Origin of the sequence: Enterococcus sp. AZ196, from assembly GCF_050498845.1 — a bacterium.
Taxonomy (GTDB): domain Bacteria; phylum Bacillota; class Bacilli; order Lactobacillales; family Enterococcaceae; genus Enterococcus_A; species Enterococcus_A murrayae.
The window spans coordinates 1186879-1206752 of record NZ_JBIPAM010000002.1; the positions used below are offsets into that span (position 1 = coordinate 1186879).

A 19874-nucleotide genomic window follows, 5' to 3' on the forward strand; every position below is an offset into this window, starting at 1 on the left:
CAATTTTTTAGGAAAATATTTTGCTTAGCAATGAAGCCGCAAAACAAAAAATGCAACCTGCAGGTAATCGCAGGTCGCATAAGTCAATTTAAAGATTTCTTTTTCGATAAAGAACCACACCGCAGATAATCGCTGCGAGCAAACACAAGCTGGCATTGATTTTTAAAAGCAGCAATAATTCTACCTTCTGTAAGCCTAACAAGTAATTGCTTAAAAAATGAAAGAGTATCGGAATCAATAAATTGCTGTTCCGCTGATAAAGCAGTGTGATGATGATCGATTGAGCAACGCACCAAAGCGTAAAGAATAAAACGTATTGCAGCAGGTCGGTTCCGCTATAGCCAGACATGAACCACAAAGGAAGATGCCAGCCAGCCCAAATCAAACCTAAAAGGATCGACATCGTTAATGGCTGAAAATTTTTTAACAGCTCCTCCATGAGAAATCCCCGCCAGCCCAGCTCTTCTCCCAAAGGGCCTCGAATACTATGATTGAGCATCGACGATAGTAAAAAGCCTGGAGATAAAATCAGCAGGTCTTGAATTGGCTGCTTCAAAATAGTGGACACAATAAGTAAAGAGCCCGCTAAAAACAGCAGATGGATGCTTATAGTTAACGCTACTGTCTTCAAATTTAGCGGTGTCGAAAATTTCGTTGTGATAAATTTTTTTAAATCAGTGTTAGGGCGCAATTTTTTCCAGAAAATCACCACTGCCAGTGTGGGTGCCCACGAAGAAAGAATCTGTAAACTATTGGCTGGCTGTGTACTTCCTGTTGCAACCATGAGACCGCCAATCGCCAGGATCATTCCCCAAAAAATCAAATACGTATATAAAATAAATCTTTTCGCTGCTTTTGTCATTGTTATTCCCCCTATTTCTTATCTGGCTTTAAGTATAGAGGCGGGGGCTGCCCCCGGGTCAAGCGGCTATTTTACAGGAACAAAAATTTCTAGTACAGCTTGTTCATTTCGATCTTGGTAAGTGACCATCTTGGTAAAAACAAAGGCTTCTCCAAGAGGTTCCAAGTTCTTTTCTAAGGAGTAGTTTAAAATTTTTTCAAATAATTGATGCGCCATCTCTTCACTGTTTTCTTCGCCTAGGGTCTCAGTCACGATCAGCCGGATGCAGCGCGAAGCATTTAAATACTCTTTGCCCTCCTGTAAGCAATTATCACTAACTTCTTTGACAATCAGCATTCGGGAGTGATTGAGTCCAGTCTCATCAAACGCAAAGCTTCGAACAATCGAAGAAAGAATATCTTCATTTGAACAATGAGCCAAAATTTGATGGTATTCTTCGAAGGCATCAAATTCACTGAATGAGCCTAACACCTCATATAACGGCATGCGTTCAAGAGTGAAACAATCTAGTGTTTCTGCCAGCTCCTGCTGAAACTTCGCCAGCTTGTTGATTCGATCTAAGGTACTGGAGTAGTACTGAAGCTTCTCCTCCATCTCCAGTTTTTTCTGCTGCATCAATTGCGGGAAATCCAGTTCATTAAAATTCTCCTGCAAATTTTTGACCTCGTTGATCGAAAATCCCCGTTTACGATAAAAATCGATCGTCAAGAGACGATAAATATCAGCAAAACGAAATTGGCGATAGTTATTATAGGTATCCTTTTCTGGGTGGATGAGCCCTTTTTGCTCATAGTGGCGCAGCGTATCCCGTGTCATACCAGTAATTGACAATAAATCATTGGTCAGATATTTTTCTTCCATCTTTCCCGCTCCTTTCCTGCTAAACGATTATTATACCGTATCCTTAGTATTGTTTGCTTAGCAATTTCAAAAGAAGTGATAGAAACTGGACATGCATCGTCAAGTTTTCTATTGTACACTAAAGTCATAGGAGGGTGAAAAAATGAATATAAAACAAGAGCTTGAAGCCGTTTTTGGCGCGGATGAACAGATTCATTTGAACGATATCGATATAGATCCGGCAGCGATAAAGGCGATTATGATCAACGAGGTTGTTCCCGCATATCCGGAAAATGATTTTTACGGTCCTGAAGATGCTGCCTACATGGAAACCACGATTCCGCTCTTTCAAAAGGCTGGGATTGAAGTAACAACGATTCAGGATATTTTGTCTAAGGGTATTTACCTAACGAATGCCATTAAGACCCCTAAAACAGAAACGACAGTCGCTAATGCGAGTATCGACAGGAGCCTACCTTACCTAGAAAAGGAGCTGTCGCTTTTCCCGAATGTTCAGGTCATCATGCTGATGGGAGACGTAGCAAAAAAATGCTTTAATAAAATTACTAAAAAAGCGACTAAGAAAAATGCCGTTCCCGCAATCTCTACCTACAAGCTGCGGAGCACAGCACTTTATTATCAGGATATTCGAATCATGCCCTCATACATCATGACCGGCAAAAATATATTGATTGAAAAGTCTAAGGTCCAAATGGCGTGTGAAGATCTTGTAGTCATGTTTGAGATTATTTCCCAATAGTTTGAGATAAAACGAAAAAAGCCAAACAAGCCGCCCCTTTCATTTTTGAAAGTGAGACGTTTGTTTGGCTTTCGTTTTGTAAAGTTTTTTTCAAAAAGACTTTACGATTTGAATGTTTTTTACCCGTTTGGTTAATTTGAATAATTCTCCTGCAAAAAGGTCCTCATATCTGTCGGTGCATGGCCAGTGATCGTTTCAAAATCATTGGTTACCCCGCTTAGCATGCCCAACGCTCCGCCATGATACATCGAGGCTAACTCGTTGCCATCGCCGTCCCCTTTGTAAATCTCTGCAAATGTCGTGAGACTTACCGGCTGATAGCCGAATGTTTTATCGGTAACGGCACTCATGACAGCAGCCAGCTCGGGCATTGAATAGTTGTTCTTCTGACTTAACAGATAAGTCTGTCCCCTATCTCTCAGCTCCGGTTGAATCGCTAATCGGGCAAGCGCCTCTGCGCTATCGTCTAAAGAAATAAAGGATAGCTTCTCTGCTCCGATTGGATAGATAATGTTTTTACGTTCAATCAGCTCAGGCAAATAAGGCACCAGTGGATCCGCATATAATGCGTTTTTGACGATCGTATAGGCGAAATCAGAACCTGCCAAGCGTCTTGGCGCATAGCCATAATAAGGCGACATAGTAAAAGGATTCTTTTCTTGATCCGCAAAAAAGCTGACGAAGATAATCTTTTTAACCTTTGCATGGCTCATCGCGGTCAATGTATTTTCCAATTCCTGCACTCGTTGAACAACATCATACGTTTTACTAGGAATGTAGATCAATAAATCGATTCCTTGGAGCGCTTCAGTCATACTTGCGCTATCCGAATAATCTCCTTGTCTCACTGCAATCGCTTGTTCCTGTAAAGCTTTTGCCTTGCTCATCGAGTGTACGATTGCCACAAGGTCTTTTTTCTCCACTAAAGCAGTTAGTCTTTTCACTACACGACTTCCCAGATTCCCAGTGGCACCAGTCACCGCATATTTCATCTCATTCACCTCTTCTATTGATTAATCCAACAGCTCCTTGAATCCTGCTTCCAAGCGGATCAATGGCCGGCCTAATGCTTTTTCAAAGTCATCGGAAACAACATCCAGCTGATTATTCTTAATATCATATTGAAAAGACAGGAATATTTCTGCTACGGATTGAGGCATTCCATTTGCGACAAGGTTCTCAATAAAGCCTTGATCATCTGAGCCGATGACTTCAAAATCCTTTTCCGTGACTTTTTTCAAGCTGTCCGCTAAAGCAGCATAGCTGATTGGTGTGCCGGAAAGCTCTAAAATAGCGGGATAATCGGTTCCTGCTAGTGCCTTTGCGGCAACTTCTGCATATTCCCGTTTCATCGCCCAACCAGTTTTTCCATCACCTGCCGCGTAAACAAATTTTCCGCCCTTTAACGCGGCATCAACTATCGGCATTTCATTTTCCAAATACCAGTTATTACGCAAAAAGGTATGCATGATGCCAGTCTTTTCAATCAATCCTTCGGTAAAAATGTGATCCGCAGCCAAAGGACTGGTTGCTTTATCCGCGCCAGCAAAGCTCGTATAGGCGATATAAGAAACGCCGGCTTCCTTTGCGGCTTCGACTACATTCGCATGTTCTTCCTGCCGGTTGCCAGGTGCTCCGGAAACGAATAACAAGCGATCGATTCCTTCCAAAGCTTTTTTCATCGAAGCCTTATCTGCATAATCGCCAATACGTATGTTCACACCAGCTTCTTTTAAAGCAGCTCCCTTTTCTTCACTTCGAACCAAAGCAAAAATATCAGAGACTGGCACCTCTTCTTTTAAATAATTTAACGCATAATCGCCAAATCCACCGGTTGCTCCTGTGACTAAATACTTCATATGATCCACTCCTTATTTTTTAGCTGTACATTTATAATTTACACCTTTAATCATAAGTAGTATGATAAGATATGTCAAGAAAGAAATGTTGAAAGGAGCAGATAGTATGAAGTATTCGGTACAATTCAGTGACGCGATCCACATTCTTGCTTACATCGAAATCTTTCAGGGAACGGATGCCCTATCCAGCGAAATGATCGCCGGAAGTGTGGAGACCAATCCAGCAAATGTTCGCAAAATCATGAGTCAGCTAAAAAAAGCGGAGCTGATCCATACACAAATTGGCAAGCCGACCCCTACCCTCGCAAAAGCTCCGGCAGAAATCACTTTATTAGAGATCTATAAAAGCATTGAGGGAAACACAAACCTGATCCAAGTCGATCCGAAAACCAATCCTAATTGCATTGTCGGCGCAAATATCCAGGATGTGTTGAATGAAAAATACGAGGAACTTCAGAAAAAAGTAGAGGATGAGATGAGGAGCATCACACTTGCTGCTCTCGTGCATAAAATTGCCCAGCTGGAAATGGAAAAAAGACCGGAAAATAAAGAGATTCTTCAAGAATATCTGTAGCCCAAAAAAGGGACAAGCGAAAAGTCTTTTTGAAAAATACTTTACAAAACGAAAGCCAAACGATCATTTTACTTTAAATTACGAAAGTATTTGATCGTTTGGCTTTTTATTTATGTAGCTGATCAAAAGCGTTTAACCTCTTCGATCAGTCCTATGATTCTTCGTTAAAGCGTTGCTTACTTTTTTGATAATCACTAGGTGAAATGCCCATCTCTGCTTTAAAGACCTTAGCAAAATAATTACCATTTGCCATACCAACAAGCTGAGCAATCTGATGAACCGTTCGCTGCCCATCGGTTAGAAAGGGCAAAGCTCGTTTGATGCGATATTTTTTTAGATAGGCCATGGGTGAAATACTGTAGGCTTTCTCGAACAGGCGGATGGCTTTGTATCTGGATACCCCAAACTGTTCTTCGACGTCCATCAGCCCCACGTCACTTTGATAGTGCTGCTCCAAATATTTTTTTATTTCCTTCGCTAAGGGGTATTTTTCTACCCGCTTCGTCAGCAATTCCTTTTTTAACGCCAAGATCAAGGAGTATGCCAATTGAGTATTCTCAAAAAAAGGCACCTCCGAACAGGCTTTTAGCTCAGCACACAATTTTATTAGCAGTTCTTGAAACTCCGGCGAACTGGAATGATGGGTCTGATTGATTGGATAGAATAATTGAAGCACTTCCTTGGAAAATTCTAAATATAAAAACTGCCAATCCTCCTTCCCATAATAACGGCAATCGCTAGGAATTTCAGCGAGAAAAAAACTGCCTCTTCTCTGAATGCTGCGCTGATCTCCTGATTCAAAGTAGCCGACACCAGCCAAAGTGTATTGCAGTACGACTTGATGATCTTTTCGGTCCTTATTCTCCCAAAAGTAGTGTGCATCACCGTGTCCTATGCCTATTCCCTTCAAGAAAGGCAGATTGTAGTTATCCATATAATAGTATGACTGAGAAAAATAATTCTGCAATTTTCTACCCGCCTAATCTAAATTATTTATTCTTGTTCCCGCAAGTCGGATTCCTTATGCTTACAGTATATAGTAGAAAGACTAACTATATAGAGTCAAGTGAAAAATAGCTAAATAAAAAAAATATTTTATAACAATTAAGTCTAAAAATGAGTGCAACAAATAGACCTTCCACTATTAGATTTTTTTTGATTGTTCAATAGCTAATCGGAAACAATCTTATAAGGTTCATTTTTAGTCAAAATAGCATGGATTACATAACAAAGCTTACGAGAAACAGCACCTAAGGCCGTCAGATGATGCTTACCTTCAGAAATTTTTTTCTGATAAAACGCGCGAAAAACAGGATCACATTGAGAAGCAACCAGAGCAGCTGAAAACAGGGCTTTTCGTAAGTAAGGAGATCCACGCTTGCTCATAACATTATGTGTTGCTTCATATTGCCCCGATTGGGACACAGAAGCGTCTATGCCAGCATAAGCAACCAGTTTTTTCGGATTAGAAAATTTGTGAATGTCTCCAATTTCACCAAGAATAGTCGCGCCATTTATGGGACCGATTCCAGGGATTGTGAGAATAACGGAGTCTAAATCGCTCATTATGCGCTTAATTTCTTTTTCAGTCTCCTTTACTTGGCTTTCGATGAATTTCAATTGTTCAATCATGGAGCGTAATTGAAATGTAAAAGCTTCTTGAGCAAATTTTACTCCAAAGGAGTTAGAAGCTGCTTGCTTCAATTGATCTGCTTTCTCTGGCTTTATTCGGTTTCTGCTTAACTCAGCTAAATATTGAGCCAACGTTTCTGCCGAAATTTCTTCTAGCTCTACAGGAGAACTAAACTCAAGCAATAACTCTTTAGACGCTTTTCCGAAAATACTTTGTTTGGTAAAAATTGATGTATATTCAGGAAACACTTGATCTAGTATAGTTATGATTTTTCGTTTGAAGTCGCTTACGGTACCTACTAAATAGGTTCGGTAACGTGAAAGTTGTTTTAACGAAAAAACATTTTCATCAGACAATACTGTTTCTACAAAGGAACCATAACGCATTAAGTCTGCAATCAAAACAGAATCAATAATATCATTTTTTCGTTTTCTGATTTCTGTTCCTTTGCGCCAGCCATCGGTTTGAAGAGGATTCACAACGTGAATCAAAAAGTCTGATTCGTGGAGGTATGAAAAGATAGAGAGCCAATAATGCCCTGTAGCCTCCATTCCGACAACAAAGTCAGCGGGAGTCTCTGAATATTTTGAAATCCGCTCAATCAGTGAGTCAGCTCCTTCAGTAGTGTTAGGGAAAGAAAAACCTTTTAATATTACCTTACCTTCTTTACTCATTAAAGAAGCTACGTGGGTTCGCTTGCCGATATCAATTCCTAAGAAGTACATGCATTTGACCTTTCTAAAAAAATATTTTGGATTGAAATCCACTCAACTGAAAAGCGTCACTACCTTGTACGAGATACGGAGTAAAGCAAAAACTTTCAACATCTAACTCATACGTGATCCACTTATCAGAGAGAGGTGCCAGTCTTTCGATTACGAGCTTCAAAAACTCAAGGAGTAAACGGCATAGCCTCTCAATCCAATAAATATATTATCTCAAAATGAATGAGTTAATACCAAATTTAAATAACGATGGTTCATAGGGTTATCCAATCAAAACCGGAAGGTTAAAACCCTAACTCTAATATACAAGGAGTAGATTTCATGCCGATTTTATTTGATTCAGAAAAAGAAATATTTCATCTATCCAATTCAGCGATCAGCTATGTCATTGGGATTGAAAAAGAAAAATATATTACTCATCGTTATTTTGGTCGGACACTGCCCTTTTATTCCGGCAGCAATGCATTGCTGCGAATCGATCGCGGATTCGCCACAAACCCCGATAAAGCTGATCGCAGGTTCTCATTAAATTCTTTACCGATGGAAACCAGTACACAAGGCACTGGGGATCACCGCATCAGCAATTACCAGATTCGTCGATCAAATGGAACGACGGTCACCAATTTTGTTTATCACACTCATTCGATTTTTACAGGAAAGCCTTCTTTAAAGGGATTACCCAGTTTACGTGCTACGCTTGCTGAAACGCTGGAAATTGTCCTGATTGATGAAATCCAGAAGCTCGAGATGATTCTTAGCTACACCCTTTTTGAAGAGTATCCAGCTATTACCCGCAGTGTTCGCTTCGTTAATCACAGTGAGGACACAGTTTTTCTTGAAAATGCCGGATCGATGATGATCGACTTCCCTCGTAGCGATTTTGACATGGTTACATTGAACGGATCTCATACAAATGAAGCGAACATCAGCCGGCAGCCGTTACATGCGGGCGTTCAAAAGATCGAAAGTGCCCGCGGAACAAGTAGTCCGCAGCACCAGCCGTTTTTAGCCCTGGTTGATGCTAAGACAGATGAATTTCAAGGGGAAGTCTACGCGTTTCATCTGGCTTATAGCGGGAACTTTGCGGCCCAGGTAGAGGTGGAGCAATACGGATCGAGCCGCGTGCAAATAGGAATTCAGCCGGAGACCTTTGAGTGGTGCCTAGGGCCGAGTGAAGACTTTCAAACACCTGAAGTTATTATTAACTATTCGACTAGTGGGTTTAACGGCATGTCTCAAACCTTCCATCACCTTTATCAGAATCACTTGGCTCCTGCTCTGTGGCAAAAGCAAGAACGACCGATCCTGTTGAACACGTGGGAGGCAAATTATTTTGATTTTCATGAAGCCGATCTGTTAAAACAAGCAGATTTGGCTAAAGAGACTGGAATCGAGCTTTTTGTTTTGGATGATGGCTGGTTTGGCCAGCGAAACGATGATACGACTTCCTTAGGAGATTGGTTTGAGAATCAGGAAAAATTGCCGCAGGGCATCGTTGGTTTAGCGGAAAAAATCCAACGAAAAGGATTGATGTTCGGCTTATGGTTCGAGCCGGAGATGATTTCTGAAAATAGCCGTCTGTTTGAAGCGCATCCTGAGTGGGCGCTGCAAGTACCTGATTATCCGCTGACAGAGGGGCGCAGACAGTTTGTGTTGGACTTGAGTCAAGTTGCTGTTCAAGAATATTTAATCGCGATTCTAAGCAAGTACCTGTCTACAGGTAAAATCGACTATATCAAGTGGGATATGAATCGCCATCTGACAGAAGTCGGCAGTTTGGCTTACCCAGCAGAGCAGCAGAAGGAAATTTCTCATCGATATGTATTGGGGCTTTATCAGGTGCTTGATACGATCACCAAGCGTTTTCCCGCCTGTCTATTTGAAAATTGTTCAAGCGGCGGCGGTCGTTTTGATCCGGGGATGATGTATTATATGGCTCAGACCTGGACCAGTGATAACACGGATGCGCTTTGCCGCAGTAAAATCCAATATGGGTACAGCCTTTTATATCCGCCGATTATGATGGGGGCGCATGTTTCACCGGTACCGAATCATCAGGTCGGTCGTAAAACATCTTTGCATACCCGAAGCCTGATCGCTATGAGCGGTAACTTTGGTTATGAATTAGACTTGACGAGTTTAGCGAATACCGAAAGAACAGAAATTATAGAGCAAATCAATTTTTACAAGGCTCACCGCAGATTGCTCCAGTTTGGAAAATTTTATCGGCTGCGTTCGGCCGATGAATACTTTGCCTCTGCGTGGCTGATCAAGAATGACATTGAGGCGATGATCTTCTATTTTAACGGACTAGCTCGTCCGGCGGTTCCTGTGAACTACCTAAAAACTCGCTATCTGGATGATCAAGCAGCTTACAAAAATACAGAAACTGGTGAGATTGTTTCCGGTGCTGAATTAAACGTTGCCGGTATCGCGATTCCGCGAATCAAAGAAGATTTTTCGACTTTGCTGTTCCATTGGAAAAAAGTATAAACTAAAAAGCTTTCCCCGCAACTTATGCTCGCTGCGGGGAAAGCTTTTAGTTGGATCGACGAACAGCATATGCCTCGTAGGGCGCTAATTGCTGCCACTGTTCGGGTCTTTCAGGATAATTATGGATCAGGATCTCATGCTCCGCTAAGGTTTGAGCCACTTTATACGTCTGGACAGCTTTAGAGAAATTCACGACAACCGTTAATTCTTCTTCATCGTCAAAGCGCTGATAGGCTAATACCAACGGATTATTTGTTTCTACTATTTGATACTCGCCATTTGTGATCACATCAAATTGTTTTCTCAGAGTTATCAATTGTTTATATGTGTAAAAGAGCGAATTTTCATCAGCAAGGGCTGCCGCCGCATTGACTGTCCTGTAGTTAGAATGTACAGGCAGCCAAGGCTTTTCCGCAGAAAAACCAGCATTGAGCTGCGTGTCCCACTGCATCGGATGTCGAGCGTTATCTCGTCCTTTAGCATTGATTGAAGTAATCAAATCGTCGACGGGGTATCCTTGCTTTAATCGCTCGTTGTACATTTGAATGCTTTCAAGATCATCCACCTCTTGAATCTCTTTGACAGGATAATTGATCATTCCAAGCTCTTCTCCTTGATAGATATAAGGAGTCCCCTTCATGAAATGAAGATAGATCGCCAGCATTTTTCCGCTGATTTCCCGATACTCGTCCGAATCATCGCCCCAACGAGAGATGATTCGCGGTAAATCGTGATTGTTCCAAAATAAGGAGTTCCACCCTTTTTGGTCTAATTTGATCTGCCACTTCGAGAAAACCTCATGAAGTTCGTAGGGATTCAATTCTTTTAGGTCCCATTTGCGTTTTCCCGGCTGCTTATCCAGATTGATATGCTCAAACTGGAAAACCATCGACAGCTCATCTCTGTCAGGACTTGAATACAATTCGGCGATCTCAGGGGTCGCTCCCCATGTTTCTCCAACCGTAACAACATCATAGTTTCCAAAGGTTTTATGGTTCATTTCCTGCAGCAGGTCATGCAGCTTCGGCCCATTTTGAGTGATTTCATGATCCGGCTCTTTACCAATCAAATCAATCACGTCTAAACGGAAGCCGCCAATCCCTTTTTCTAGCCAAAAGTTCATCATATCCCAGATAGCTTGTTTCATCTTCGGATTTTCCCAATTCAAATCTGGCTGTTTTTTAGAGTGCAGGTGCAAATAATATTCATCAAGATGAGGAACATAGGTCCAGGAAGAACCGCCAAAATTAGATTTCAAGCCATTGGGCGGACCACCAGCAACAGGTCTTCGCCACACATAAAAATCGTGGTAAGGATTGTCTTTACTTTTTAAGGCTTCTTGAAACCAGATATGCTCATCAGATGTATGATTTACGACTAAATCCATAATGATTTTGATTTTTCGACTTTCTGCTTCTTTGATTAAACAATCCATATCCGCCATTGTTCCGTATTCGGGGCCGATCGCTTGATAATCACTGATATCATAGCCGTTATCATCATTGGGAGAAGAATAGACTGGACTCAGCCAGAGGGCGTCTACTCCTAAAAAAGCCAGATAGTCTAATCTTTGGATGATTCCCTGTAAATCTCCGATCCCGTCGTTGTTGCTGTCTTGAAAGCTGCGGGGATAGATCTGATAAATGACCGCCTTTTGCCACCATTTATTGCTCATAGGCTTTACTCACCGCGAGAATATCTTCGCCTTCAGCAACGTTCTTCTTGTCTAATGGACTGATGTCGCTATATGCAGGTGAATTTGTGACCAAAATCATGACTGTATCATCATAACCGGCGTTCTTGATTGCTTCTCTGTCAAAGGTTCCCAGCAATTCCCCTTTTTTCACTCGTTCTCCCTTCTTTTTATTGGTTGAGAAGAACTTCCCTGCAAGATTGACTGTATCGATCCCGATATGAATGAGAATTTCTGCCCCGCTATCTGCTTGAATGCCATAGGCGTGCTTGGAATCGTACATTACAGTCAGAACACCATCAGTTGGAGCAAATAATTGATTGCTATCAGGTGCGATCGCGATCCCCTTCCCCATCATTTCTGTTGCGAAGACTGGATCGTTCACTTCTTTTAACGGCACAACTTTTCCGGCCACAACCGCTGCTAATACATCATCTTGAACACCCGCAGACTGATCAGGCTCTTCATTGATCATGACAGCTTCTTCTGCAGCAGCGGCGTCTGTTATAGGTACGTCCATTTTTTTCTTTCCATAAACAAATGTCAGTACGAAACCTAAAACAAAACTGATTACTACGCCAATCATAAAGAATGGAATTGATTTAGGTGCGATGGAGATAAAGCCGATCACACTTGCTGGGCCCATCGCTACGGATAATACATGGAAAAGTCCCAATGAAACACTAGCGACTCCTGAAGCGATCATGGCACAGACAAACGGGAATTTTAATTTTAAATTAATCCCGAAAATCGCAGGTTCTGTGATTCCAAGGAGTGCGGAGATACTTGCTGAGGAAGCCAAGCTTTTTTGCTTTTCATTTTTTGTTAAAACAAAGATGGCTAATGCTGCAGCGCCTTGAGCAATGTTTGCCATTGATGCAACAGGGAAAATGAAGGAACCGCCTGTCCGTGCTACATCTGCTAATAAGGTCGTTTCGATTGCCGGGAAACTTTGGTGAAGTCCGGTAATCACGATTGGCGAATAAAACAGCCCAAAAATTCCTAAGCCGACCGCTCCAGTTGCTTGATACAACCACACTAGTCCATCTGTAAGACCATCAGAAACGATTCGCATTACAGGACCAACGAAAATGAAGGTTAAGAAACCGGTAATAATAATTGCTAACATGGGTGTGAATGTATAATCGAATGCGGCCGAGATTTTCTTGTGGAAGAATTTTTCCAACGTGGCTAAAATCCAAGAAACGGCTAGTACGGGCAATACAGAACCTTGATATCCGGCCTGTGCCACCTGCAAACCAAAGATATTCCAGTAGGGCATTGATCCTTCGGCAATCGCATTTGCGACACCATAACCATTGATCAAATCAGGCATGACCATTGCCATCCCCATCGCAGCTCCTAGATAACCATTTCCCCCAAAACGTTTTGTCGCTGAGAACCCGACTAAAATTGGAAGAAAGGCAAACGGTGCAGAAGCTAACAAATTGATAATACTGGCAACGTCTTTAATATTTGGAAACATTTCTACCACTGATTGCGGACCAAACAAATTCTGAGAGGTCAATACGTTGTTGATCGCCATCAGCAAACCGCCGGCGACTAGGGCTGGAACGATTGGAACAAAGATATCCGACAGCACTTTGATAAATGCCATCGCGGGATTGACCTTCTTCCCTTCAGCGGCGACCGCTTTCAAATCTTCTGTAGAGGCCTCCTTAACATTTGTCAACTTGACTAATTCGGCATAAACCTTGTTTACATCTCCTGGTCCAATAATGATTTGAAATTGACCATTCGCTTCAAAAGTTCCTTTTACATCCTCGTTGTTATCTAAGGCTGCGTGATCCACTTTACTGGGATCTTTTAGTACTAGGCGTAATCGTGTAGCACAGTGAGCGGCTGCTTGAATATTCCCTTCCCCCACTGCTTTGTTGACCTCTGCTGCTACCTTTTGATGATTCATTATTTATCTCCCTCCTATTGTAATCGCTTTTTTCACCTTTATCATACAGCATATTCTCGAAATGTCAAACGTTTATCAAAAATATTTTTTAATCACCTTTAAAATCTCCTGTATATTGTTACATCAATAATTATATAAATGATATACGTTTGACAATTGTAGGTTTTTGAAGTATCTTATTAGCAAACGAAGGCGTTTTTTTAATGATTGGCTGGACCTATGAGTCAGCCTAGAAAATAGTTCCTCTACCTATGGAAGGAGAAACAAACATGGACTTAATTAAAAATTGGACTGACGATCTGCGTTACCTCCCTTATGATCAATGGGATACGTCTTACCAAACAGCTCTAAATGAAATTGTTCGCGGTTCAAAGTGGCGGCAAGGGTATCATATTCAACCGGAAAGCGGTCTGCTAAACGATCCGAATGGTTTTTCATATTTCAATGGAAAATGGCAGCTCTTCTATCAGCTCTATCCAATGGGACCTGTCCATGGAGTGAAGTCCTGGGCCCATGTTTCATCAAGCAATCTCGTGGATTGGGCCTCTGAAGGGATTGCCCTCCTACCTGATTCTGCTTATGATCAGCACGGTGTTTATTCAGGTTCGGGAATAGTCATTGATGATGAGCTGGTACTAGCCTACACAGGAAATGTACGGGATTCAAATTGGCAGCGAGGGTCCTATCAAATGTTGGCTCACATGACGAATGATGGAGAGATTATCAAGGATGAGCAACCGATTATTCCTGCTCCGCCTAAAGGGTATACCCATGAATTTCGTGATCCGCAGGTGTTTTTCTATCAGGAGAAATATTGGCTTCTGATTGGTGCTCAAACTGAAGCACTTGAAGGAAAAGTGTTGGTTTATTCAGGCGATTCTTTAGAAAGCCTGCATTTTTCAGGACCTTTAGATTTTACAAACCAGTCGCTGGGCTTCATGGTGGAATGTCCAAATCTAGTGTTTATTGATGAGCAGCCCGTTTTTCTCTTCTGTCCTCAAGGATTGAGCAAGAAAATCATGGCTTACCAAAATATTTATCCCAATACTTATATCGTCGCCGAGACATTCGAAACGGATCGCCCTTCATTAACAAAGCCAAGTCCATTAATGAATTTGGATTACGGGTTTGATGTTTATGCCACACAAGCCTTTAACGCACCTGATGGCCGGGCTCTGGCAGTAAGCTGGATCGGGCTTCCTGAAGTGGAATATCCCAGTGATTCAGAGGGGTGGGCACACTGTTTAAGCATCATAAAAGAATTGCAGCTCAAGGATGGGCAATTGTATCAAAAGCCTGTCAAGGAGCTAGTCGAGTTGAGACAGGAACAAACGCCTATTGAGGGAAAGCTTGTTTCACGGCCCCTTGCGCTTGCTGAAAAAACCAATAACTGCTATGAATTAATGCTCCATTTTTCCGACGATAGTCAAGGAAGGCTGCACCTTTATTCAGATATGCAAAGGGATCACTCATTCACCATCGATTTTGATACAAAAAATGGTATGATAAGTGTAGACCGCACACACACAAGCCATACCTTTGCTCAGGAATACGGAACAACTCGAAGTCTTGCACTTCAGAAGGAGAGTCCTTTGTCATTACAAATTTTTGTTGATCATTCGGTTTGCGAAATCTTTGTAAATGGCGGACAAGCTGTTTTTACTGCCCGGGTATTTCCAAATGAAGTGGAAAAAAATGTTTATCTTGAAGGAACTTCTGGCGATTTTACCGGAGATTTCTGGTGCTTGCGGAACATGAAAAACGATTAAGGAGTACAACGATACCATGGCAATCAAATTGACGGATGTTGCAAAAAAAGCAGGTGTATCCCCCACTACGGTCTCACGTGTGATCAATAACTACGGATCACTAAGCCAAAAGACCATTGATAAGGTGCATCTGGCCATGAAGGAGTTAAACTATCAGCCGAATTCTCTCGCCCGTTCTTTGCAGGGGAAAAATACCCAGCTGATTGGACTCATCTTCCCGACAGTTTCGAATCCTTTTTTTGGTGAACTCGTCGATAAACTAGAAGCCACGCTATTTGAACAAGGCTACAAAACAATTCTTTGCAATAGTGCCAATAATAAAGAAAAAGAACGTGCCTACATCAATATGCTTTCAGCAAATCGAGTGGATGGCATCATAGCCGGTGCCCACAACTTAGGAATTAAGGAATACGAGGATATTGGACTTCCGATCGTTTCCTTCGACCGTTATTTGTCTAAGAATATTCCGATCATCGGGAGTGATAACTTTCATGGCGGCTATTTGGCAACGGAGAATTTATATCTGCGAGGCTGCAGAAAAATCGGCATTCTGACTGGCAGCTTGAAGTCGCATTCGCCGACAAATGGACGTTTGGAAGGATACGAGCAGTTTTTATCAGAAAAAAATTTAGAACCGCGAGTCTTTAACATTGATTCGAGAGCAAGCTCAATGGCTCTAAAAACCTTGGAGATTAAGCGGATTTTAGAAAATGAAGAGCTGGACAGCTTGTTTTGTACCGACGATATGACTGCAATACTGGTCTATAATATCTGTCAAGAAATGAAGATTTCGATTCCAGAGGATTTGAAGCTGATTGGCTATGACGGAACAAAATTTGTCCAGAATTATTTTCCTCAGTTGTCTACAATCGCTCAGCCCATTTCTGATTTTGCTGATTTGCTGGTCGATTTGTTGATCCAACGTATCACAACCCCAGATAAAAAGCTGGAACAATATTATTCACTGCCGATAAAGCTCATTCAGGGGAAAACGACTTAAAGAAGCAGCAAAAATGATACAAACAAAAAGCCAAATGGTCATTTACTGTCGAAATCAACAGTAATATGACCATTTGGCTTTCCTTTTGTAAAGTATTCTTCAAAAAGACTTTAAACTGGCAGCCAGTGAAGTCTGGTTAAAAGGGAACCTGCTTCTTTCGAAACTTCACCAGAATAATGATTGAAAGCACCAGTAAACACAGCTTGGTCACCGGAATACTCGCCAGTGCAAGGAAAACGATTTTTTGGCTATACGCGGCATTCATTTTTATCAAAATAGCCATCATAGGAAGCAGCAAAGCGAAAATTTCAATCGTATAAAAGATCAGAGAAAGAAAGATCAGCTTTCTTTTGGCGGGGGAATCCTTATTTATTCGAAGACACGTAATCTCACAAACAAAACCGACGATATGTAAAAAGCCGATAAAAAATGGCAGTCCAATCAAAGGTGTCAAAAGGAATGTCCCTCGTGAAGCAATCATAAAAAAGCCAAAGCTTACCAGCAAGATAAAGCTGATGATCGCGTATATAATCGTATAAATGGCCGTAGCCTTTGTGAAATTCAGCATGATTGCCTCCTTCATTTTGGGAAATGCCTGTCCCCATAAATAAGTATACGGTAAAAAGCATGGCAGCACACCCATAAAAATAGAGCATTGATAGCTCAAACCAGCTTATCAATGCTCCTATCTAGAATCCTTTTATTAAAGAAATTACTTTTCCGGTACTGTCAGTTCGTCACTGATAATGTTCTTTTTAGCCTCCGAAACAGCTTGATAGGCTTCTTCAGACAGCTGACCTTTTGTCAGATCGACGCCCTCTTCCTTTAGACCAAAAGTCAGATGCTTTCCACCAGGAAACTTTCCATTATAGGAGGTTTCCGCAAATTCCTTAACGGCTGCTCCCACGTTCTTTTTCGTGGAGGTTAGAGTGAAGTTGCCAGTTTCTCCATTTTCGAGCTTATAGTCACCCTCATCTTCTTGATCACGATCGACACCAATGACCCAAACCTTTTTACTATAATCATTTTCATTACGGGCCTTCGCCTCTTGGAAAACGCCGGCCCCCGTACTTCCTGCTGCTTGATAAAGAATATCGGCTCCATCTTTATACATCGAAGCAGCAATGGCCTTTCCTTTGTCTGGCGAGTCAAATGATGCGGCGTATTGGACGTTCACAGCTATTTCCTTGCTCTGAGCGTCTGCTCCGGCTTTGACTCCTGCCTCAAAACCGCTTTGAAAACGCTGGATGACGGGCCCTTCCATTCCGCCGATAAAGCCTACTTTATTACTTTTAGTCGTATAGGCAGCCGCTAATCCTGCTAAATAAGCACTTTCCTGATCCTTAAAAGAAGCAGAGGAAATGTTCTTTTTGCCTGATACCTCCCCATCTACAAGTGCAAATTTTAATTTCGGATTTGCTTCTGCGGCGTTTTTTAATTCCTCAGCTTGCAGATAGCTTAAGCTGATAATCGTAGTAAAGCCATTTTTTATAGCCTGATCAATATTCGTGCTATTGTCCTCGGGATTATTCGTTTCGATATACGTAAAATCTTTTTTAGCCGTCAGCTTTTTGTCCTTTCCCCAAGCTTCAAGCCCTTCCCAGCCAGCCTGATTAAAGGAACGATCATCCACCCCGCCAAATCCCAAAACCAGCGCTATCTTGCTCGTTTCTTTTTCAGATTTTGCCTTTTCTTGATTTTGTGCACACCCAACTAACGTTCCCAGTGAAGCTAGAAATAATAATGAAACAAATAGTTTTTTCACCGTTTTTCTCTCCTTTTATGTGTCTTGACACATTGAGCTTTCAAAAGTATAGCATACCTATATCTTGAAAACTATTCGTTTTTTCCAAAATTTTAGTTATTGGCTCTTCCTTCAGCAAAAAAACACCCTTGCAATGAACAATAATCACAAGGATGTGCGGATTTTCTATGATTTAGCGGGACTGCTGAGATTTTCGGCTAGCTCCTCCAGCGCAGCGACATCATGAATCAAATAACCATTCTTCTTCTTTTCTATGATGTTCGCCTCTCTAAAATTCGTGATCGTTCGTAAAAGATGCCGATAGCTGACATTTAAAATGGATGCACAGGTGGTTAAGCGAAATGAAAACTGGTTGTTTTCGTGATGCTCGAGGATGAACTTTGCCAAGCGAGTCTCGACTGGCTCAGTTAATGAATTGGCTAGGTTGATCCCTGAGTTTAGTCGATAGCTCAACAGCTGGCAAATATTCTGTAAAAAGCGAACATCCTCTTGCAGCTGTGAACGGTATTTATTCAGGGGGATGCTGACGCAGATACAATTTGAGACGGCCTTTACACTGCTTTTGGGCAGCAAGCCCCATAGAGAAGACGCCTCGCCAAGCGGTGTAGCAGGCTTGGCATAGTCGATACAAATATTTTGAGTATCCGAGGAATAGGAATAAACCATTACCGTTCCATCTACTAAAAAGTACAGATAATCAGAAGTCGTTCCCGTTTGAATGAGGTGCTCTTCCTTTTCGAAATACTGCAAAGAAGCCATCGCCAAGAAATCTGAATCCATATAATCCTGCAAATTATGCATCTCAACGTAGGCAGACAGCTGTTCCGTGTCTTGAATTTTTTTCATGAAAAAAGTCACCTCTAAAGAGTTTTTCTTTATTATAGCCTAGAATGTTTTTAGTCTCAATACGAACGATTTTTATATTTATATGTAAATTGTATGTAAAAGTTGTGTAAAATAGGACGTGCGTCACTTCATTATTTTTTATTCCTTGCTATGATTTAGACGTAATAGAAATTACATCCAACAGGAGGAGAAAAATGCAGTTAAAACAGTTAGCAAAAGGGTTTATCGGAGTGATGCTACTTACGGCTTTAGTTGGTTGCGGCTCTGGTAAAACAAACAGCAGCTCAGAAAAGGACAGCAAAGAAAAATTGGTCGTTCAGTTCGTTCCGACAAACAATGACGGCAGTATGGAAGCAAAGGCAAAACCATTTGCTAAATACCTGTCAAAAAAATTGGACCGCGATGTAGAGGTTACTTTAGCTACTGACTATTCAACCATTGTTGAAGCCATGTCTTCTGGGCAAGTAGATATCGGTATCATGCCTCCAGCAGCCTATGTTCAAGCAAAAGATGCTGGCGCTGCCGAAGCGATTCTAACGTCACAGCTAGGTGACTACGATCAAGAAACTGGCCTGCCGTTGAAAGATAAATTGACGAATACCTTTAAAGGCGAAGTTTTGGTTCGTGCGGATAGCGGCTTGAACAAATTGACGGATTTAAAAGGCAAAAATATCGCTACATTGAGTCCAAACTCAGCCAGCGGTTATATTTATCCTGTAGCTGAATTAAAAAATGCTGGGATTGATCCAACAGCGGATACAAAAATGACAACCGTCAATGATATCCCAAGTGAGATCACTGCCGTATTGAATAAGCAAATGGATGCTGCCTTTGTTTTTGAAGGAGCAAGAAACGTATTTGCCTCAAACTTCTCAGACAATGATCTATTCAAGGATTTAAAAGTATTGTACTTAACTGAAGGCGATATTCCCAATGACGCCATCGCGGTTCAACCCGATATGTCAAAGGATTTGAAAGCAAAAATCAAAAAGACCTTCCTTAATATGAAGGATGACGAAGACGGCTCTGAAGCCATGTCTTTATGGGGTCATCAAGGCTATGAAGAAGCTGCCGACTCTGCCTATGATACGATCAGAGACTATACGAAAAAAGCAGCGGAATAAAACA

The 19874-nt window shown here is 41.6% G+C and carries 17 protein-coding genes; 6 read left to right on the forward strand and 11 right to left on the reverse strand.

All coding sequences use genetic code 11. The features are described from left to right. Nucleotides 1-88: 88 nt before the first annotated feature. On the reverse strand, nt 89-862 hold the full coding sequence (locus IGI67_RS23345) for a CPBP family intramembrane glutamic endopeptidase (protein ID WP_207108201.1): 774 nt from the start codon (nt 860-862) through the stop codon (nt 89-91). Nucleotides 863-928: 66 nt separating this feature from the next. Further along, nucleotides 929-1723 (reverse strand): MerR family transcriptional regulator, encoded by a 795-nt coding sequence (locus IGI67_RS23350; protein ID WP_429959519.1) that lies wholly within the window; start codon nt 1721-1723, stop codon nt 929-931. 142 nt (nt 1724-1865) lie between these two features. Here IGI67_RS23350 and IGI67_RS23355 point away from each other — a divergent pair, with 142 nt between their 5' ends. After that, entirely contained in the window at nt 1866-2462 is a 597-nt protein-coding gene (locus IGI67_RS23355) for a uracil-DNA glycosylase family protein (RefSeq protein WP_429959520.1), read from the forward strand. 131 nt (nt 2463-2593) lie between these two features. On the opposite strand, the gene IGI67_RS23360 is transcribed toward IGI67_RS23355, so the two are convergent. Together IGI67_RS23360 and IGI67_RS23365 are read right to left on the reverse strand one after the other, a co-directional pair. Further along, nucleotides 2594-3454 (reverse strand): SDR family oxidoreductase, encoded by an 861-nt coding sequence (locus IGI67_RS23360; RefSeq protein WP_429959521.1) that lies wholly within the window; start codon nt 3452-3454, stop codon nt 2594-2596. A gap of 21 nt (nt 3455-3475) precedes the next feature. Further along, on the reverse strand, nt 3476-4321 hold the full coding sequence (locus IGI67_RS23365; RefSeq protein WP_429959522.1) for an SDR family oxidoreductase: 846 nt from the start codon (nt 4319-4321) through the stop codon (nt 3476-3478). A 106-nt stretch (nt 4322-4427) separates the two neighbouring features. On the opposite strand from IGI67_RS23365, the gene IGI67_RS23370 reads away from it, so the two are divergent. Then, nucleotides 4428-4895, forward strand: coding sequence for an Rrf2 family transcriptional regulator (locus IGI67_RS23370; protein ID WP_207108196.1), 468 nt, complete (start codon nt 4428-4430; stop codon nt 4893-4895). A gap of 151 nt (nt 4896-5046) precedes the next feature. On the opposite strand, the gene IGI67_RS23375 is transcribed toward IGI67_RS23370, so the two are convergent. After that, a complete protein-coding gene (locus IGI67_RS23375; RefSeq protein WP_429959523.1) occupies nt 5047-5862 on the reverse strand; it encodes an AraC family transcriptional regulator in 816 nt (271 codons plus the stop codon). A 203-nt stretch (nt 5863-6065) separates the two neighbouring features. Beyond that, complete coding sequence (locus IGI67_RS23380) at nt 6066-7253, reverse strand: IS110 family transposase (RefSeq protein ID WP_429956489.1); 1188 nt, start codon at nt 7251-7253, stop codon at nt 6066-6068. A 321-nt stretch (nt 7254-7574) separates the two neighbouring features. Here IGI67_RS23380 and IGI67_RS23385 point away from each other — a divergent pair, with 321 nt between their 5' ends. Beyond that, entirely contained in the window at nt 7575-9746 is a 2172-nt protein-coding gene (locus IGI67_RS23385; protein WP_429959524.1) for an alpha-galactosidase, read from the forward strand. Between the two features lie 46 nt (nt 9747-9792). Here IGI67_RS23385 and IGI67_RS23390 read toward each other — a convergent pair whose 3' ends face one another. Both IGI67_RS23390 and IGI67_RS23395 read right to left on the reverse strand, forming a co-directional pair. Further along, nucleotides 9793-11421, reverse strand: coding sequence for a glycoside hydrolase family 13 protein (locus tag IGI67_RS23390; protein ID WP_429959525.1), 1629 nt, complete (start codon nt 11419-11421; stop codon nt 9793-9795). Then, nucleotides 11411-13366 carry a sucrose-specific PTS transporter subunit IIBC gene (locus IGI67_RS23395; RefSeq protein WP_429959526.1) on the reverse strand — a complete coding sequence of 652 codons (1956 nt, stop codon included), beginning with the start codon at nt 13364-13366 and terminating at the stop codon, nt 11411-11413. The genes IGI67_RS23390 and IGI67_RS23395 overlap by 11 nt, the downstream gene beginning before the upstream one ends. A gap of 269 nt (nt 13367-13635) precedes the next feature. On the opposite strand from IGI67_RS23395, the gene IGI67_RS23400 reads away from it, so the two are divergent. Together IGI67_RS23400 and IGI67_RS23405 are read left to right on the forward strand one after the other, a co-directional pair. Beyond that, entirely contained in the window at nt 13636-15135 is a 1500-nt protein-coding gene (locus IGI67_RS23400) for a sucrose-6-phosphate hydrolase (RefSeq protein WP_429959527.1), read from the forward strand. 16 nt (nt 15136-15151) lie between these two features. Next, on the forward strand, nt 15152-16135 hold the full coding sequence (locus tag IGI67_RS23405) for a LacI family DNA-binding transcriptional regulator (RefSeq protein ID WP_429959528.1): 984 nt from the start codon (nt 15152-15154) through the stop codon (nt 16133-16135). Nucleotides 16136-16271: 136 nt separating this feature from the next. Here the strand turns inward: IGI67_RS23405 and IGI67_RS23410 are convergent, their stop codons facing one another. From IGI67_RS23410 to IGI67_RS23420, 3 genes are all read right to left on the reverse strand, one after another. Continuing rightward, a complete protein-coding gene (locus IGI67_RS23410) occupies nt 16272-16703 on the reverse strand; it encodes a hypothetical protein (protein WP_429959529.1) in 432 nt (143 codons plus the stop codon). Between the two features lie 144 nt (nt 16704-16847). After that, nucleotides 16848-17900: a BMP family ABC transporter substrate-binding protein gene (locus tag IGI67_RS23415; protein WP_207108188.1), complete on the reverse strand. Its 1053-nt coding sequence runs from the start codon at nt 17898-17900 to the stop codon at nt 16848-16850. Nucleotides 17901-18065: 165 nt separating this feature from the next. Continuing rightward, nucleotides 18066-18746 carry a cyclic nucleotide-binding domain-containing protein gene (locus IGI67_RS23420; RefSeq protein WP_207108187.1) on the reverse strand — a complete coding sequence of 227 codons (681 nt, stop codon included), beginning with the start codon at nt 18744-18746 and terminating at the stop codon, nt 18066-18068. Between the two features lie 194 nt (nt 18747-18940). On the opposite strand from IGI67_RS23420, the gene IGI67_RS23425 reads away from it, so the two are divergent. Then, on the forward strand, nt 18941-19870 hold the full coding sequence (locus IGI67_RS23425) for a phosphate/phosphite/phosphonate ABC transporter substrate-binding protein (RefSeq protein WP_207108186.1): 930 nt from the start codon (nt 18941-18943) through the stop codon (nt 19868-19870). The last annotated feature ends 4 nt before the right edge of the window (nt 19871-19874 follow it).

Coding starts and splice junctions, on each gene's coding strand:
- IGI67_RS23345 (WP_207108201.1), bottom strand. CDS start 862: ATGACAAAAGCAGCGAAAAGATTTATTTTATATACGTATTTGATTTTT.
- IGI67_RS23350 (WP_429959519.1), bottom strand. CDS start 1,723: ATGGAAGAAAAATATCTGACCAATGATTTATTGTCAATTACTGGTATG.
- IGI67_RS23355 (WP_429959520.1), top strand. CDS start 1,866: ATGAATATAAAACAAGAGCTTGAAGCCGTTTTTGGCGCGGATGAACAG.
- IGI67_RS23360 (WP_429959521.1), bottom strand. CDS start 3,454: ATGAAATATGCGGTGACTGGTGCCACTGGGAATCTGGGAAGTCGTGTA.
- IGI67_RS23365 (WP_429959522.1), bottom strand. CDS start 4,321: ATGAAGTATTTAGTCACAGGAGCAACCGGTGGATTTGGCGATTATGCG.
- IGI67_RS23370 (WP_207108196.1), top strand. CDS start 4,428: ATGAAGTATTCGGTACAATTCAGTGACGCGATCCACATTCTTGCTTAC.
- IGI67_RS23380 (WP_429956489.1), bottom strand. CDS start 7,253: ATGTACTTCTTAGGAATTGATATCGGCAAGCGAACCCACGTAGCTTCT.
- IGI67_RS23385 (WP_429959524.1), top strand. CDS start 7,575: ATGCCGATTTTATTTGATTCAGAAAAAGAAATATTTCATCTATCCAAT.
- IGI67_RS23390 (WP_429959525.1), bottom strand. CDS start 11,421: ATGAGCAATAAATGGTGGCAAAAGGCGGTCATTTATCAGATCTATCCC.
- IGI67_RS23395 (WP_429959526.1), bottom strand. CDS start 13,366: ATGAATCATCAAAAGGTAGCAGCAGAGGTCAACAAAGCAGTGGGGGAA.
- IGI67_RS23400 (WP_429959527.1), top strand. CDS start 13,636: ATGGACTTAATTAAAAATTGGACTGACGATCTGCGTTACCTCCCTTAT.
- IGI67_RS23405 (WP_429959528.1), top strand. CDS start 15,152: ATGGCAATCAAATTGACGGATGTTGCAAAAAAAGCAGGTGTATCCCCC.
- IGI67_RS23410 (WP_429959529.1), bottom strand. CDS start 16,703: ATGCTGAATTTCACAAAGGCTACGGCCATTTATACGATTATATACGCG.
- IGI67_RS23420 (WP_207108187.1), bottom strand. CDS start 18,746: ATGAAAAAAATTCAAGACACGGAACAGCTGTCTGCCTACGTTGAGATG.
- IGI67_RS23425 (WP_207108186.1), top strand. CDS start 18,941: ATGCAGTTAAAACAGTTAGCAAAAGGGTTTATCGGAGTGATGCTACTT.